The following is a 15,321-nucleotide window of genomic DNA, read 5'->3' as shown; positions in this document are numbered from 1 at the left end:
TTCCTACTTTCTTAAACAACTTACCTTTGCAGATTTGTTCATCCCGATACCAGGATGAAAATCACTATAGTTGTATTATACCATCGGAGGTCTGATGATGAAAAAAGCTATGTTTATATTGAATCCATCTTCCGGAAAAGAACGCGCTTCGGAGTACCGTGGACAAGTAGAAGAAACGCTCGCTTCAATGGGCTATGAAGTTGACACAAGAGAAACGGAAAAGGCAAAAGATGCGACCCATTTTGCAGCTGAGGCCTGTGAGAAGAAATACGATTTCGTGGTAGCGATGGGTGGCGATGGCACAATCAACGAGGCCGTGTCCGGACTTGCAGAACAACCACACGAGCCTTTGTTTTCATTGATTCCACTGGGCACCGTCAATGATTTTGCACGGGCTTTAGGAATTTCCCTAAATCCGCAGGAAGCCATTGAGGCACTCAAAACCGGCTATGAAAAGCGTGTGGATATTGCCAAAGTCGGAAAGCATTTCTTCATGAACATATTGGCCATCGGGGATATTGCGGAATCCACCTATGATGTGGATCCGGAAAAGAAAACCAGATTAGGATCATTGGCCTATTTTATTGAAGGCATAAAAGCTATTACAGCGGATACAGAAACCCATTTTGAAATTGAACATGACCATGGGGTATGGTCCGGAGAAGCAAAACTGGTTTTGGTCGCTTTAACAAATTCAGTAGGCGGTTTTGAGAAATTAGCGCCGGAAGCCCTGACAGATGATGGTCTGCTGCATCTATATATTGTGAAGAATGCGGCCTTGCCTGCTTTTATCCGTATTGCGACTTCGGTAATAAGAGGCAAGCTGGAAGAAGATCCGGCAGTGGAAGCGGTTCATACGACCAAAGTATCTATTAAGACCAACGAACCGTTGGCCTGCAATATAGATGGGGATGAAGGCTGTATGACACCTTTTGTCATTGAAATTCTACCTCGCCATATCCGTGCACTTGTCCCACCGGACAAAGAATAATAATAGTGAAATATTATATGGAGTGGATTTTAGGCGGCTAAAAGCTGAAATCCACTCGACTGCCAAACAGGAATTCAAAACAAACTATCTTATTTCTATGGTTTGTTTTGGATTCCTGTTAAAATTGAGTTTTATGAAGTAAAAATGAAACCTTTTTTAGGCGATTTCGTTATGTATAGTATAAAATTTGTATTAAAATGTTACTGATGGCATAAGAAAAGTATTTGGTTACTAGAGCAAATTACACAAAAAAATTACAAAAACAGAAGCATAACTCTATTATTTTGCGGTGCTACAGTATATAGTTGAGGAAATGCTGCAAAAACTTGTACAAAGAAAGACGGGGAAACGATGAATATAATTACAGCACCATCTATTCAAGAAACTATTTCAAAAATTTTTATGAATGAAACAGAAAGTTTAAACCAAATTGAAGGGTTGGATAAATTTTTTGAAATTGAAACACAACTAATGTACGAGATTCATCATCTTGAAAAAGAGCGTGCAAAAGAGACTTTGAGAGAATTGATCGACATGCTCTCACTTCGGTCGGAAAAAGACATCATCCGTTCTATCCGCAACTATTACATCATCTTGTCTTCGGTTATGGCGCGCAAACTTTATGAAATGCGTGTACCGCCCAAAAAAGCATTTGCCTTCAATTCAGCTTGTGTGGAATTAGTGGACAAGCATATGAATGACTCTGAATTCATGTTTGTAGCCGATGAACTGATCGAGTTCTTTGTGTCGATCATTTCTGAACGCAAGCAGCCTTCTTTCGGACATCAAACGGTCAATAAAGTGGTTATCTACATCAATGATGAAGTAGAGCGCGATTTATCCGTCGAGGAAATTGCCAAGCATTTCAATATTTCGACAAGCCACCTGTCCCGCATCTTCAGAGAACATGCAGGCATTACCCTTGTTGAATATTTGAATGTCCGCCGTGTTGAAGAGTCCCAATACTATCTTCGCCACTCCGATAAAGGGATTTCAGACATTTCGAAGCAGTTCCATTTTTGCAACCAAAGTTATTTCACACGAATTTTCAAAAAATATACTGCGGTCACGCCAAAGCAATTTCGTGACAGCCAACACATACCGTATTTCCGCTATACATTACCAAATGCCAAGTAAGGAGAAGCAATTCTCCTTTTTTTCTTGCTTACTATTCATCCCAACCCAGCAAAACGGATGCCGTAATTTTGTCACAAAACTTAAAAAATCCAACAGTGTTCAGTACATGGATTGAATTTTGCAGCGCTTATCGTTATACTTCTTAGTAGTTGAAAAAGGTGAAGGTGACTAATTTGAAAAAGAAAATTACATTATTGATGATGATGGCATTAGCCGTTGTTCTTTTGAGTGGTTGTTCGGCTGTTGAAAACAAGGAAGGATTCTTTTATTCCATTTTTGTTAAACCATTTGATTTTTCATTGGATTATTTAGGGAATTTGTTTGGCGGCAGCTACGGTATGGCGATCGTTGTCATTACGATCATCATCCGTTTGGTATTAATGCCTTTCATGCTGCGCACATATAAACGCCAGCAAGGCATGAAAGTGAAGATGGATAAAATGCGTCCAGAAATGGAAGATATCCAAAAGCGTTTGAAAGAAACAAAAGACAAAGAAGAACAGATGAAACTGCAGCAGGAAATGATGGGGCTTTATAAGAAACACGAAGTAAATCCTCTGAACATGGGCTGTCTGCCGGTCGTTATCCAAATGCCGATCATCATGGGTCTTTATTTTGCGATTCTCTACTCACCAGACGTTCGTGCGCATGAATTCTTATGGTTTAACCTCGGTTCACCAGATGTTGTCATGACCTTGATTGCGGGAGCAGTTTACTTCTTCCAGGCAAAAGTATCGTTATGGACAATGCCTGAACAGCAGCAAAAACAGATGAAACTGTTTGTTTACATTTCTCCGATCATGATCATGTTCATCTCATTCACATCGATGGCAGCTTTACCGGTTTATTGGGCAGTCGGAGGGATTCTGTTGATCATCCAGACTTTCATTGGCCGTAAATTCTATTCAAACCATCCGGAAAAAGCACTTGAAGCAGTAGAAGAGAAAAAATAATATGGAAAGAGCCGGCAACCATTGCCGGCTTTCTTTTTTGGGGGATATTCACATGAATATGAAACTTCTGCAGGGAATAGGAATTGCACTTCTGAGTATTACTGCATTGACATGCCTGATATTCGGCTACCTGGAAGTAGCAGTACTGTTTATGACTTTACTGTTCGTTCTGACGAACAGCTTCCGGTACCGCCACATGAAGGCTCAGGGCATGCACCGGGAAGCCAAGTGGATGCTTGGTATGAGCATTATGTTTGGCATCTTGTTTTTTGTTGTGTTAGCAACTATATTGATATAGAAAAAACAGCGCGATCTCATTAGTGAGATTGCGCTGTTTTTATATATTCGTATTTTTCTTTCATTCGCTCTTCCAATAGTGTATCCAGTCGATTCATTAATGCCTGGATATCACATTCCGATATTCGATCCAATGTTTCCATCTCCTTATAATTTATACTATTCTTTCGTAATAAGCCTCAGATTTGTGGGGGTCGTAAGGCTGCTTTGTTCCTGGAATCGTCTTCAAGTTTTAAGGTGGAGAAAAAGCATAGAAAAAACGCGGCTTGTTAAGGAGGAAATTCATCGATAAGAATGATAGAATAATAAAGAAGTTGACAGAAGGAAGGCCTGGCATGAAGTTTATAAATGAAGGAAAACAAAAAGATAAAAAGTTCTATATAAAATGGATGGTGATCAGTTTGTCAGCAATTATGGCTGCTTTAGCAGCAATGTGGTTTTATATACATGACTGGGATGTCGAACAAAGCATGAAAGCGTTGGCGGAGTCGGTGGCAATCGAAGAGCCTGCTACAGAAGCGCCAAAAGAAGAAGCTGCGATACCTGTTGAACCTGAAGAAACAGAAATACCAGAGGAAGAAGAGCCGGCAGTTGAAGAAAAAACGGATGCGACCATTTATCCTGCAGACAGCACTTTGCCCGCAGAGCCGACCTTGATCAACGGTGTGTTGCTGGCGAATAAACAGCACCCATTGCCGGCAACATACGCTCCGGGAGAAGTACCGGAAGCGCGCACAGCTTTTGAATCCATGAAAGCGGCGGCAGCGGAAGCAGGCCTCGACCTCACAGCATTCAGTACCTATCGTGATTTTGCGCGGCAAAAGCAATTATACGAAGGCTATACAGCGAAAGACGGCCAGGCAGCAGCAGATCGATACAGTGCACGCCCCGGCTACTCAGAGCATCAGACAGGCCTCGCGTTTGATATCGGCGAAGCTGGTAAAGAGCACCACTGGGCTTCCGCGTCTTTTGGTGAGACTGAAGGCGGCAAATGGCTGGCGGCCAATGCGCATGCATATGGATTTATCCTGCGCTACCCGGAAGGCAGTGAACAAATTACAGGCTATATGCACGAGTCCTGGCATTTCCGATATGTCGGAAAAGATGTTGCGGCAGATATTCATCAAAAAGGCATTACACTGGAACAGTATTTAGGGGTTCAGTAAAATAAAAAACGTCTCCGTTTTTATTTCGGAGACGTTTTTCTATGGGCAGAAATAGCAGGCAGAGAGTTGACGCACTATTTGAAAAGGAAGGTGATTTTCATCACAGAATAGGTGCCAGCAGACGGGCGATGGATTCTTTGGTTTTGATCATACGCGTGCGGTCCAAATACATCGTATAAGTCAATTCGGTCGAAAGTTTCATGTCCCGGTGAAACAGTTCAGCGAGATCAGTGGATACTTTTTCATCGTAAATAAAAGCGTTCACTTCAAAATTCAACTTAAAGCTTCTGACATCAATGTTGGCAGTGCCGACCGTGGATGCCTTATTATCTGTGACAATCATCTTCGTGTGTAAAAATCCGTTGTCGTAGATGAAGACACGGGCTCCCGCCCTTAACATCTGGCCGACATATGAATAGGTAGCCCAATAAACGAATGGATGATCAGGCTTGTTGGGAATCATGATACGCACGTCGATGCCCGATAAAGCTGCGATGCGTATCGCATCGTAAAAACTGGCATCCGGTATAAAATAAGGGGTCTGTATGTAAATATACTCTTTAGCTAAGTTAATCAGCTTTAAGTAACCATCCTTGATCTGCTCCCATTCCTCATCGGGTCCGCTGGAAACGATTTGCATGGAAGTATTTCCTTTTCCCTGCTTGATGGGGAAGAAGGACTCGTCATATTCAATATCATGGCGAGTGGAAGCCTGGTTCCAGTCCCGGATAAAGCGTGTCTGCAAAGGGTGAAGGGCACTGCCTTCGAGGCGCAGATGAGTATCCCGCCAATAGCCGAATTTTCGGCTCAGTCCAATGTACTCATCACCGACGTTAAAGCCGCCGATATAACCCACTTCTCCATCAATTACAACGATTTTCCGGTGATTTCGGTAGTTCAGCCGCGGATTAATGATTGGCATAATCGAAGGAAAGAAGGTTTCAACTTCTCCGCCTGCCTCCATAAGAGCTTTGAAGTGCCGTTTGCTCAATCTTCTGGAGCCCATATCATCATATAGCAATCGGACCTTAATGCCTTCTTTTGCTTTGATGGTCAAAGCATCCACAATTCGTGTACCCAGTTCATCCAAACGGAAAATATAATACTGCATATGAATGTGGTGCGTGGCATTTTCAATGTCTTGAATAAGTGAGTCGAATTTTTTTCGTCCGTCATTAAAAATCTGAACGCTATTATCCTGAGTCAGCAAAGCGCCATTATTACGGAGATGAAGATAAACCAGGTCCGTATAGTTTTTTGCATTGGGATCCTTGAATTCAAACCTGCCTTCATTCAATTCATCCATCTGATGGGCAATCCGGCTTTCAATACCGACCCGTCTGCTGCCTTCCCATTTGAAGAGTGTTTTTTTGCGCAATTGCCTCCCCAAAAGAAGGTAAATAAAGAATCCGAAAATAGGAATGAAAAACAAGACCAATAGCCAGGCCCAAGTAGAAGAGGCATCTCGTCTTTCAAGAAAAACCAGAGCCGCTGCAAGCGCAATGTTGAATATGAAAATTGCGGCTGTAAAAACACTTAAAAAGGTTACAGTCATCGGAATGCTCCTAACTTATAAATCTTCTATTACGAGTCGAACTAAAGGCTAACTTCTCCCCGTTTCCGCAGTTACTATCGGCATAGCTCTTGTCGATCCGCAGATGCATCAGTTTTTAAAAATCGTTTGTCTAAAAACGTCAATGGAAAAACTGGGATATGTGGTTTTGAGAGTGGGTCAGTGGAATATAAAAGGTTTAAAATCATACCTTCAACACATTATAGCGCAAGTACCGACTACCTGGAAAATAGAAAGAAGAAACTAACATAAATAGAAAGGATTCCCTATATTATGCAAGCAAAATACAGAATTCAAAAAAATCCGGCCTCTTTGTAAAATCAAGGCCGGAAAACTTTAACTTAAGCGTTCTTCTTGTTTTAATTGTTCAACGATGCCTTCCACTTCCTGGCGGCTCATCTTTTCTTTACCGGACTTTAATGCTTTCAATGTGCTGTGGGCTAGAGCCAAAGGAACTTTACAGAACATCAATATGCGTTTGTTTTTAATCGGTTTAACATACAGGTCGGCTTTTGCCAAATTGTTTTTGGCATAGTTAAACATGTCTTCACGCGTCCAGCCTTCTGGCACGAAGGTTACACCCCGCTCAAAGTCTTCGTCGTAATTGCGCAGCATGTTGACTGCCTGCAGTCCGCGGCCGAAAGCGATGGCATGATCGGGGTCGGTTTCAGTGCCGTCATACCAATGCCAGATGTCTGAGAGCATGGTGCCCACGAGACCGGCTACGTAATACGTATATTCGTCCAGATCTTCTTTCGTCTTGATAACCCAATCCTTTTCGACCCATTTGGACATGCCACCGGCCATGATGGCGGTAGATTCCATGACTTTTCCTTTTATGTCTTCAGGGCATACGCTAATCCAGTCAGCTAAGCGCATCGTGACAGGAGGAAGAAACTGTTCGTAGGGAGTAACGAGTTCCAAATAGCGTGCCTCGTCAAAATCTGTTGCCAGCATATCTTGAATGCTGCTCAGCAGCTTGATTTTTATCTGATCCTCCAGCTCTGGGTGGTCTTCAATTTCATCAATCGCCCGCATACAAAGGTAAGCAGAGCCGACGGTTTTCTTTAAAGTGGGTTCCAAAAAGCTGATTGGGATGAAAAAGGTCCGGCTTGTTTCTTTTAGCATTAGCAAGGACTCTTTTTGTAGATTCGAAACTTTGCTCATCTCAATTTCCTCCTGTTGTGGATTGACGTTAATTGATTTTATGTACGAAAATCTTCGTGCCTTAAAAAGGGCTTCCTACTAAATATAAACCATCTAGACAAAAAAACAACTGATTACCCCATAAGCTCGTGTCGCGAAAAAAAATAACCCCTCTGAACAAGTTTTTCATGCTCAAAGGGGTGAGGGGGTTAATCCGTATGGAAATGGCTCCATGCCTCATGGATGCCACTTGCAAAGTTCTGCTTGGCCCGGTAGATAGATGGATGTTCAGGCTGCTCAAGCAGTTCAGGTTGGGCATTTCCGACAATAACAGATGGGAAGCCCATCGTCAGCATCTCCACGTCGTTTCCGGAATCGCCAGCTACCAACAATTTGGCTTCTGACAGCTTGTATTTATCCAGGATGTACTGGAGAGCTTTCCCTTTGCCGCTTTCGGATGGAAGGATATCGACATCCTTGCCGCCGCTGTAAATCAGTTTATGCGGAATGCCGGTTTTGTTCAACTGGGACTGGAAAGCTTCTACGACCGCTGAATCAGAAGCGAAATACGAACAACGGTTGGTGATGGGCAAATCTTGGGAAGTAAGACCTGAAATCTGGCTGGCGATAGATTCTATTTTGTCAGGCATCCAGGATTTTTCCAGCTTTTTGGTCCATTCCAAATCCGGTTTCAAGAGATCGCCTATATAAATGCCAGTTCCTACGTCTGTAATCAGCACGTGGGGAACCGGTAAATTTTCTTCTTCTATAAGAGACCAGGCCGATTGATAATGGCGCCCGGTAATATAGATCAGATGAACTTCATAGGTCTGGCTGTCGTAAAAATCGAGCAGCGTCTTTAATCCGCTTTTATCGCCGACCAGTGTTCCGTCCAAATCTGTTGCTAACAAATGCGTTGCTCCGTGCACCGATGATCACCTCATACAATGAATTTATACGCGTGGAAATGGAATCCCAGTCAAAATCTTTACGGGCGATCTGCACCGCCTGACGGCTCAGCCGCTCAGTCAACAATGTGTTGGCTGAAAGGACTTCCATTGCGATTGCCAGGTCGATTTCATTTTTTGTTTCAACGAGCAGACCGGTAATGCCGTCCTGGACAACATTCTTCAAGCCGCCGACGTCTGATGCGATGACCGGACTGCCGCATGCCTGCGCTTCTGCAGCGACCATTCCAAATGATTCATAGAAGCTTGGCACAATCGTTGCCGTAGCCGAATTGAATAATAGCGCCAACTCATCTTGAGATTGCGGTCCGAGAAACTCGACCCGATCTTCAATGCCTCGGATGGCTTCCCGTAACTTTTTGTCTTTAGGCAGTTTGGTCTCCATATCGATAGATTCTGCATCTCCGCCCGCAATAATCAGGTGCGGAGTGTTGGAAGACCCGGTTTTTTCTGTCAGCAGTTGAAAAGCTTTCAATAAGGTGAAAATGCCTTTGGTCACTTCGAGTCTTCCAGCGAAAACAAAGAGAGGATTGTTAAAGGCGAACTTTCTGCGCAAATGTGTCCGGTTGCCCCGCACTTTAAATGCCTGGTCTACACCGATGGGGATGACTTTGATGGGAGAAGGAGAATCAACAAAAGTTTTGATCAATTGCTTTTCGTTATTGGTGGTAGCCAGTACTTGGTCAGCATTTTTCAAAATTGCTTTTTCTGCATTGATTCGGCGCTGATCATGGACTCCCGTTGCTTTTTCTTTAGCCCATCCGAGTGAATGTGCAGTATGCACGTATGGCAGACCAAATTCTTTCTTCAGTTTTTTGCCGATCAAGCCCGACAGCCAATAGTGAGTATGGACGATATCGTAGGATTCAAGGTTGATTGTACTTTTCAATTCTTCATAAAAAGCTGGAAGCATCGAGTACATCTCATCTTTCGAAACAAATCCTCTATGCCCAGCTTCGAGTCTGATGACACGGCATGCGTTTCCGAATATTTCTATTTGAGGAGCTGAAGAATCGCACCAATGAGTGGCGACATCAACTTGCCATCCTTTATCTTCTAGTGCAAGTGCTAATTGTTTTACATAATTATTTTGGCCACCCGCTTGTTTGCCACCGAGTTTAGCTAAAGGATCACCATGATCCGAAATAAATAATGCTTTCTTACTCATCAAAGCTCAACTCCTTTTTATCGTGCTTAAGGTCCTGTTAAACAGAGACTGCTTAATTAGTATACCCGTATTCTGAGGGTGTAAACATTGTATTTCGAATTTTCCTTCATTTTAGATAACGTGAAAACCAGCAATAAGCAGCGATCCTTGTGGTCCGCCGTCTATTGCTGGAGAATCCCGTTATTTTGTATGAACGTACTTTCCATGAGCTGGAACAGCTTCTTTCTGGAAATTTTCAGCTAAGGAAACCAGCCCTTTTGCGAGGACGGCGCCTTTCACTGGTTTTCCATGTCCTGTTGCAGCTATGGAAGGTTCAAGATCCGCCAGCTTACAGACCGATTCCCAGGCAGCACGCCAGTTGGTCGTCAAATACACCGGGGGACCATGAATTTCTTTTTTCTGCCGCAGCACTTTATATAACGAATCCTGTTTCACGGTAACGAAAGCGTCTCCGGCAATCAGGAGGTGATCCAGCTTCCGGAACAGGGAAATGTGTCCTTCCGAATGCCCGGGCGTATGAATCCATTGCCACCCGGACATTCCGGGCACGCTGCCATCTGAGGGCAATTCGTGCAGACGGGCCGAAATGTCAATAGCTTTGACAGGGAAAATCCCGGACATTTTGGCTACCATGCCGCCTTCAACAGAAGTATCGGGATGTGGATAATCGGTTACGCCCGTCAAGTAGGGAAATTCAAGTGGATGTGCATAGACCGGAACTTTGTAGTGCTCCAGAATGTCGATCAGACCGCCTACATGATCGAAATGGCCATGTGTCAGAATGATTGCTTTCAATTGGTGTTCGGGGCCAAAGCGTTTTTCTGCCGCCTTGAGGATTTTGTTTGCGGAATGGGGCAGGCCTGCATCAATCAACACCCACTCGCTGCTGACTTCCGGATTGCCGATAAAGAAGGCATTTGCTATTTGTACGGTATAGCAGTAAACATCGGGGGCCAACTCAACCCCTGACCCACTTCGAATGGATGTCATAGGCAAAATATTTTCGGTTGCTGAACTTCTTTCCATAAAACTGATTCCTCCTCCTGTAGACTCCGCTGACTTTCTACTTATAGCTTTACCCCAAAATCAAAATTCAAATCCGTTAACGGTTAAATTCGTGGAATGGATTTGAGTCTCCCGGCTGACTGGATTAGAATGAAGACACAAGACTTTGTGAAACTGGGTGTAAAAATGAAATCATTGATTATTATCGGATCAGGAATTTTAGGGGCCTCTGCGGCGTACCATGCGGCAAAGGCGGGAGCATCAGTCGTATTGGTGGACCGGGGCGACAAAGGGCAGGCGACAGGAGCGGCAGCGGGCATCGTCTGTCCCTGGATTTCACAGCGAAGAAATAAGGCCTGGTATGGCTTGGCGAAAAATGGCGCCAAATACTATCCGGAATTGATCCGCGAACTTGAAGATTTAGGGGAGACGGATACGGGTTATAAGCAAGTCGGCATCGTCAGCATCCATGAAGACAGCAAATTGGATAAGATGGAGCAGAAAGCGTACGAACGGCGATTGGATGCCCCGGAAATGGGGGACATCAAGCGATTGTCTCCAGATGAAACGAGAGAGCTTTTCCCTTTTGCAACAGAAGAATATGGATCATTATGGGTCAGTGGGGCTGCGCGTGTCGATGGCCAATCCATCCGAGATGCTTTGATTTCTGCAGCGGTCAAATTGGGGGCGAAACGCCTGGCGGGCGATGCGGAACTGCTGATTGAGAATTCGCAAGTTGTTGGAGTGACAGTAGACGCCGAGGATTTGCTGGCGGATCGGGTCGTTTCGACAGGAGGTGCCTGGGCAGCGGAATTGTTCAAACCTTTAGGAATGGATCTCGATATCGTGCCGCAGAAAGCCCAAATTCTTCATTTGCAGGCGGACGGGCAGCAGACTGGCAAATGGCCGGTAGCCATGGTGCCTTATGGACAGTATATCGTTCCTTTTGATGACGGCAGAATCGTCGCGGGGGCGACGCATGAAAATGGTGCCGGCTTTGACGGCAAGCTGACAGCAGGAGGCATGCATCACATCCTGGATAAAACGCTGGAAGCGGCACCTGGACTTGGGCAGGCGGAAATAGCCGGTGCCGCCACTGGTTTTCGGCCGGCAACAACAAGTGCACTGCCGTTCATTGGGCAAGTACCCGGGCAACCAAACTTCTTTGCGGCGAACGGTCTTGGGGCATCCGGCCTAACTGCTGGCCCTTATCTGGGAGGACAGCTGGCAAAGCTGGTGCTCGGGGAACCTATTGAGATTGATTTAAGTCTCTATCAAGTAGAAGGCGCATTCAGAAAGTGAAGGGGATGGAAAGCTGTGTATTGGTGCAAAATTGCCCGGACAAAAACAGAGTTCGATGAAATCGCGTGCCTGAATTATGAAACGTTTGTCGAAGAGATTCCTCAACATCAGGCAGATGGCAGCGGCATGCGCATCGATCCATTTCATAAGCAGAACACCTATTTGATTGTCTTGTCGGGAGTAGAAGTGGTGGGGATGATCGCATTGCGTGATGAGCGTCCTTTTTCCCTGGATCTGAAGATTGGAAAAGTAGAGGATTTTATACAGGGTGCCGGTAAAATCTGTGAAATCCGACTGTTGGCCGTCCGCAAAGCACATCGCAATGGACGTGTCTTTTTTCTTATGGCCCGGGCATTATCTGATTTTTGTCTGGAGCAGGGCTTTGAATCCGCCATCATTTCGGGGACTACACGCCAATTGAAACTATATGGCCAATTAGGCTTCCGTCCGTTTGCCGAGCCGGTGGGTACAGGTGAAGCTGTATTCATTCCGATGATCACGACACGCCGACAGTACAGCGACTCTGTTGCGGCGAGGCTACAGGCAAAACGCCGGCTGTTCGTGCCAGGTCCGGTTACGCTGACGGAGCAAATCGCGGCGCCGTTCCAGGAACCACCAACTTCTCATCGATCAGCGGCTTTCCAGGGAGTTCGGCAGGATGTCAACCGCCTGCTCGTTGAAATGGCGGCATCCACGCCTTATTTGCTGGCTGGAAGCGGAACCTTGGCCAATGAAGCGATGCTCGCGCAAATCAAGCGGCTGGGCTCCAAAGGGCTGATTTTGGTGAATGGTGAATTCGGCAAGAGGCTGGTCAACCAGGCAGAACGCTTGGGGCTGGATTATGTGGTGGATGACGAACCATGGGGCCAGGCTTTCGATTTTGAAAAGACAGTAGAACAGCTGGAAACAGGAGACTACGGATGGGTGCTTATGGTCCACGGTGAAACTTCGACTGGGCAGATAAACGATTTTCGCCCCTTAGCGGATATCTGTGTACAACAGGGGATCCGGTTATGCCTGGACTGCATCAGCAGTTTCGGCGCATTGCCATTCTCGTTGAGGAATGTCTGGATGGCGACTGCGGCGAGTGGAAAAGCCATCGGAACGATGAGTGGAATCGCCATTGTCTTTGCACATCACAAGATTATGGTGGATGAAAAGCTGCCAAGCTATTTGGATCTGGGCCTTTATTCTGAAGGTGTCCCTTTTACGTTTCCCTCAAGCCTGCTGGAAAGCTTGAAGCGTGCGTTAAGCGCCTATCCCGAGCGCTACGGGATTTTGGACAGGCGTTTCAGTAAACTGCAGGAGGATACGAAGGACTGGCCCACTCTTGCAGCCGGCTATCCGACGTCCCGGACTTTCGAAGCGGCCGAGGAAACCCGTTTCCTGGTGCTGGACGCCCACTTATCCGGATTTGAGCTTCATTCGGCGAGCGGCTATTTAAAATCCCGTGCCTTATTTCAAATTTCCTGCATCCAGCCGGAATTTGAAAAGGACTGGCAGCAATTCCTGGAATTCCATGAAATTTATAAGCGCTACCATACCACTGAAAAAGCCCGCCATATCTGATGGCGGGCTTTTGCTATGCAGTCACTTGTTCATAGACTTTCTGTACAAAGAAAAGCGCAAGCAGCCGTTAAGCTCCGACAAGCGCTGGAAGCCTTGCCGGTAATGGCGTTCTTTGCCATTGCTGGAAAGGCTGAAGCGACTCGAGGGGCTGGCTGCTGGAGTCTGGACAATGAAGAAAAGCGCAAGCACCCGTCAAATTCCTCTAACCCTATGACAAAAATCAAATAGATGGAAAAAAACAGACAGGCATCCTTTTGAGGTGCCTGTCTGTTTTTCTGTGGATTTCTTCTTTACTTACCAAAGGAATTTAAAAAACGCATGACAAAATACCTTTTTATATTGTCTAAAAATTCTGTTTATTGGGTAATCCATTACTAAGGATATATGACTGATGGAGCGGGTGAGGTGTGGCTATGGGAGGGGTTAGGCGGAATGAACCGTTAAAAAAGCATGTCTGGAGCTTGGTTGTGCTGAATTTTCTCGATGGATTATTGACTTATATAGGGCTTTCATTGGGTGCCGTAACCGAAGCCAATCCAATTCTGGCATCCCTTTCTCCCTTTGCCCTCCTGATGACGAAGCTCTTGTTATCCCTTTGCCTTTTCAGCTTTCTCTATACGCCTTTCGTCCGAATCCAGTCCCGCAGCTGGCGTTACAGCCTTATTTTCGTCAACACGCTCTATTCTTCCGTTTTACTTTTGCACTTCCTCTGGCTGATCCTATTCTTCATCGGATAGGCCGGGGGCATTTTTTTGTAAAATAAAAAGCACCGCTGAGTGCGATGCTGTGGTTATTTATCTGACCAGCGATTAAGCAGAAACGCTGGCTTTTTCTGTAGTCCGTAAAGTCTTAGTGGAAGCTTTGTACAGTACGATCAGCAGGATGCTGGCAATTGCCAAAGCTGCTGACAAATAATAGATGCTGCCGGCTTGCATGGTCAGAAGCCAAGTGAATGTCAAAGGCCCGATGATGCGGCCGAGGTTGTCCATTGAGTAGGTCATTCCGGCAGCTGCGCCGTACTTTCCGCCGGATTCCTTTGATGTCAGCGACACTAAAGCCGTCCGTGCCAAAGCATTGCCGGCAGTAAAGATGCTGAGTGCGACACCGGCAAAAACCAGGCTGCTGGTAAAGGGCAGAAGCACCAGCCCAAGGGCGGTGACAATTTGTGCACCGATGATCCATGTCGTTTCGGTGCCGTCTTTTATGCGGCGAACGACACCGCCTTGTATGGCAGCATCCACGAATCCGCTCGCCATGAATAGATAACCGAGCTGAAGCGGCGTAATTTCAATTTTGTCGATTTGGAACAATTGGAAAGTCGATTCCAATCCGGCCAGCAAAAATGTCACCATAAAGGAGAACAGGAACAAATACCGGATACGGAATTGCCAAAACGTGCTGGAACCTTTCGGCAAGAGGGCGCGTTTCACCGCTTCGCCTTTGCGGACAGGCTCTTTTAAGACCAGGCTCGCGTAACCCATCAACACCAGAATGAGAATAGCAGAAGCTGTAAAGGGCAAGGACAAGGAAACTGCTCCAAGCAAGCCGCCGATTGCAGGCCCGAAAATAAAGCCAAGGCCAATCGACATGCCAAGAAGCCCCATGTATTTATTGCGTTCTTCATTTGTGGTGATGTCTGCTACGTAGCCGGTCACAGCCGTGTAGAGCGCGCCGGAGAACAAGCCCCCGACAATGCGTGACGCATACAAAAGAACGAGGTTATCGAGAAACAGCGAGAACAGGAAGAAACTTAAGCTGAATCCGGCTAAGCCCAAAAGAATAAGCTTTTTGCGGCCGGTTCTGTCGGAAAGTTTCCCCCACAGTGGTGCGGTGAAAAAAGAAGACAGGGCATAGATGGTGATCAATCCACCAACATGGATTTCCGAATAGCCTTGTTGAACAATGACTTCAGGTAAAATCGGTATAATAATGCCGAATCCCAGGTAAACGAAAAACTGGACGGACATCAGCAGTAGAATAGTTTTTTTCATAATTAGGAATTCCTGCTTTCTCAAAAGAATATGTACTCATTTTACCCTTGTTTTA

General features: G+C 45.6%; 15 protein-coding genes. 9 read left to right on the top strand and 6 right to left on the bottom strand.

The features are described 5' to 3' along the window. Positions 1-97 precede the first annotated feature (97 nt). The 5 genes from AC1MEO_RS10670 (at position 98) to AC1MEO_RS10650 (ending at position 4,544) form a co-directional block, all read left to right on the top strand. Entirely contained in the window at positions 98-991 is an 894-nt protein-coding gene (locus tag AC1MEO_RS10670) for a diacylglycerol/lipid kinase family protein (RefSeq protein ID WP_480330203.1), read from the top strand. A 351-nt stretch (positions 992-1,342) separates the two neighbouring features. Continuing rightward, positions 1,343-2,128 (top strand): helix-turn-helix domain-containing protein, encoded by a 786-nt coding sequence (locus tag AC1MEO_RS10665; protein WP_215100132.1) that lies wholly within the window; start codon positions 1,343-1,345, stop codon positions 2,126-2,128. Positions 2,129-2,301: 173 nt separating this feature from the next. Then, a complete protein-coding gene (gene yidC / locus AC1MEO_RS10660) occupies positions 2,302-3,081 on the top strand; it encodes a membrane protein insertase YidC (RefSeq protein ID WP_480330201.1) in 780 nt (259 codons plus the stop codon). A gap of 52 nt (positions 3,082-3,133) precedes the next feature. Beyond that, the gene (locus AC1MEO_RS10655) at positions 3,134-3,379 is read left to right on the top strand and encodes a hypothetical protein (RefSeq protein ID WP_480330199.1); all 246 of its coding nucleotides are present in this window, start codon (positions 3,134-3,136) and stop codon (positions 3,377-3,379) included. 334 nt (positions 3,380-3,713) lie between these two features. Further along, the gene (locus AC1MEO_RS10650) at positions 3,714-4,544 is read left to right on the top strand and encodes a M15 family metallopeptidase (protein ID WP_480330197.1); all 831 of its coding nucleotides are present in this window, start codon (positions 3,714-3,716) and stop codon (positions 4,542-4,544) included. Positions 4,545-4,644: 100 nt separating this feature from the next. Here AC1MEO_RS10650 and cls read toward each other — a convergent pair whose 3' ends face one another. The 5 genes from cls to AC1MEO_RS10625 all read right to left on the bottom strand — a co-directional run bounded on the left by cls (position 4,645) and on the right by AC1MEO_RS10625 (position 10,425). After that, on the bottom strand, positions 4,645-6,099 hold the full coding sequence (cls, locus tag AC1MEO_RS10645) for a cardiolipin synthase (RefSeq protein WP_480330195.1): 1,455 nt from the start codon (positions 6,097-6,099) through the stop codon (positions 4,645-4,647). A 354-nt stretch (positions 6,100-6,453) separates the two neighbouring features. Further along, positions 6,454-7,284 (bottom strand): squalene/phytoene synthase family protein, encoded by an 831-nt coding sequence (locus AC1MEO_RS10640; RefSeq protein ID WP_480330193.1) that lies wholly within the window; start codon positions 7,282-7,284, stop codon positions 6,454-6,456. Positions 7,285-7,472: 188 nt separating this feature from the next. Further along, the gene (locus AC1MEO_RS10635; RefSeq protein WP_480330191.1) at positions 7,473-8,174 is read right to left on the bottom strand and encodes an HAD-IIB family hydrolase; all 702 of its coding nucleotides are present in this window, start codon (positions 8,172-8,174) and stop codon (positions 7,473-7,475) included. Then, positions 8,134-9,399, bottom strand: a complete 1,266-nt coding sequence (locus tag AC1MEO_RS10630) for a glycosyltransferase (RefSeq protein WP_480330189.1) — start codon at positions 9,397-9,399, stop codon at positions 8,134-8,136. The genes AC1MEO_RS10635 and AC1MEO_RS10630 overlap by 41 nt, the downstream gene beginning before the upstream one ends. Positions 9,400-9,579: 180 nt before the next feature. Then, on the bottom strand, positions 9,580-10,425 hold the full coding sequence (locus AC1MEO_RS10625; RefSeq protein ID WP_480330187.1) for an MBL fold metallo-hydrolase: 846 nt from the start codon (positions 10,423-10,425) through the stop codon (positions 9,580-9,582). A 165-nt stretch (positions 10,426-10,590) separates the two neighbouring features. Here AC1MEO_RS10625 and AC1MEO_RS10620 point away from each other — a divergent pair, with 165 nt between their 5' ends. From AC1MEO_RS10620 to AC1MEO_RS10605, 4 genes are all read left to right on the top strand, one after another. Further along, positions 10,591-11,706 (top strand): NAD(P)/FAD-dependent oxidoreductase, encoded by a 1,116-nt coding sequence (locus AC1MEO_RS10620; RefSeq protein WP_480330185.1) that lies wholly within the window; start codon positions 10,591-10,593, stop codon positions 11,704-11,706. 15 nt (positions 11,707-11,721) lie between these two features. Continuing rightward, positions 11,722-13,275, top strand: a complete 1,554-nt coding sequence (locus tag AC1MEO_RS10615; RefSeq protein WP_480330183.1) for a GNAT family N-acetyltransferase — start codon at positions 11,722-11,724, stop codon at positions 13,273-13,275. A 15-nt stretch (positions 13,276-13,290) separates the two neighbouring features. Beyond that, positions 13,291-13,503 (top strand): hypothetical protein, encoded by a 213-nt coding sequence (locus tag AC1MEO_RS10610; protein WP_480330181.1) that lies wholly within the window; start codon positions 13,291-13,293, stop codon positions 13,501-13,503. A gap of 185 nt (positions 13,504-13,688) precedes the next feature. Then, positions 13,689-14,012 carry a DUF5658 family protein gene (locus AC1MEO_RS10605; RefSeq protein ID WP_480330179.1) on the top strand — a complete coding sequence of 108 codons (324 nt, stop codon included), beginning with the start codon at positions 13,689-13,691 and terminating at the stop codon, positions 14,010-14,012. Between the two features lie 72 nt (positions 14,013-14,084). Here the strand turns inward: AC1MEO_RS10605 and AC1MEO_RS10600 are convergent, their stop codons facing one another. Further along, positions 14,085-15,266, bottom strand: a complete 1,182-nt coding sequence (locus AC1MEO_RS10600; RefSeq protein ID WP_480330177.1) for an MFS transporter — start codon at positions 15,264-15,266, stop codon at positions 14,085-14,087. Positions 15,267-15,321 lie beyond the last annotated feature (55 nt).

Source organism: Planococcus sp. BI3 (assembly GCF_056680115.1).
The sequence above is the reverse complement of the archived record's forward strand: the minus strand, read 5'-3'. Positions and strand labels throughout refer to the sequence as shown.

What these genes read in the sequence shown, in the direction of transcription:
- AC1MEO_RS10670 (WP_480330203.1), top strand. Translation starts at nt 98, where the DNA reads ATGAAAAAAGCTATGTTTATATTGAATCCATCTTCCGGAAAAGAACGC.
- AC1MEO_RS10665 (WP_215100132.1), top strand. Translation starts at nt 1,343, where the DNA reads ATGAATATAATTACAGCACCATCTATTCAAGAAACTATTTCAAAAATT.
- AC1MEO_RS10655 (WP_480330199.1), top strand. Translation starts at nt 3,134, where the DNA reads ATGAATATGAAACTTCTGCAGGGAATAGGAATTGCACTTCTGAGTATT.
- AC1MEO_RS10650 (WP_480330197.1), top strand. Translation starts at nt 3,714, where the DNA reads ATGAAGTTTATAAATGAAGGAAAACAAAAAGATAAAAAGTTCTATATA.
- cls (WP_480330195.1), bottom strand. Translation starts at nt 6,099, where the DNA reads ATGACTGTAACCTTTTTAAGTGTTTTTACAGCCGCAATTTTCATATTC.
- AC1MEO_RS10640 (WP_480330193.1), bottom strand. Translation starts at nt 7,284, where the DNA reads ATGAGCAAAGTTTCGAATCTACAAAAAGAGTCCTTGCTAATGCTAAAA.
- AC1MEO_RS10630 (WP_480330189.1), bottom strand. Translation starts at nt 9,399, where the DNA reads ATGAGTAAGAAAGCATTATTTATTTCGGATCATGGTGATCCTTTAGCT.
- AC1MEO_RS10625 (WP_480330187.1), bottom strand. Translation starts at nt 10,425, where the DNA reads ATGGAAAGAAGTTCAGCAACCGAAAATATTTTGCCTATGACATCCATT.
- AC1MEO_RS10620 (WP_480330185.1), top strand. Translation starts at nt 10,591, where the DNA reads ATGAAATCATTGATTATTATCGGATCAGGAATTTTAGGGGCCTCTGCG.
- AC1MEO_RS10610 (WP_480330181.1), top strand. Translation starts at nt 13,291, where the DNA reads ATGCAGTCACTTGTTCATAGACTTTCTGTACAAAGAAAAGCGCAAGCA.
- AC1MEO_RS10605 (WP_480330179.1), top strand. Translation starts at nt 13,689, where the DNA reads ATGGGAGGGGTTAGGCGGAATGAACCGTTAAAAAAGCATGTCTGGAGC.
- AC1MEO_RS10600 (WP_480330177.1), bottom strand. Translation starts at nt 15,266, where the DNA reads ATGAAAAAAACTATTCTACTGCTGATGTCCGTCCAGTTTTTCGTTTAC.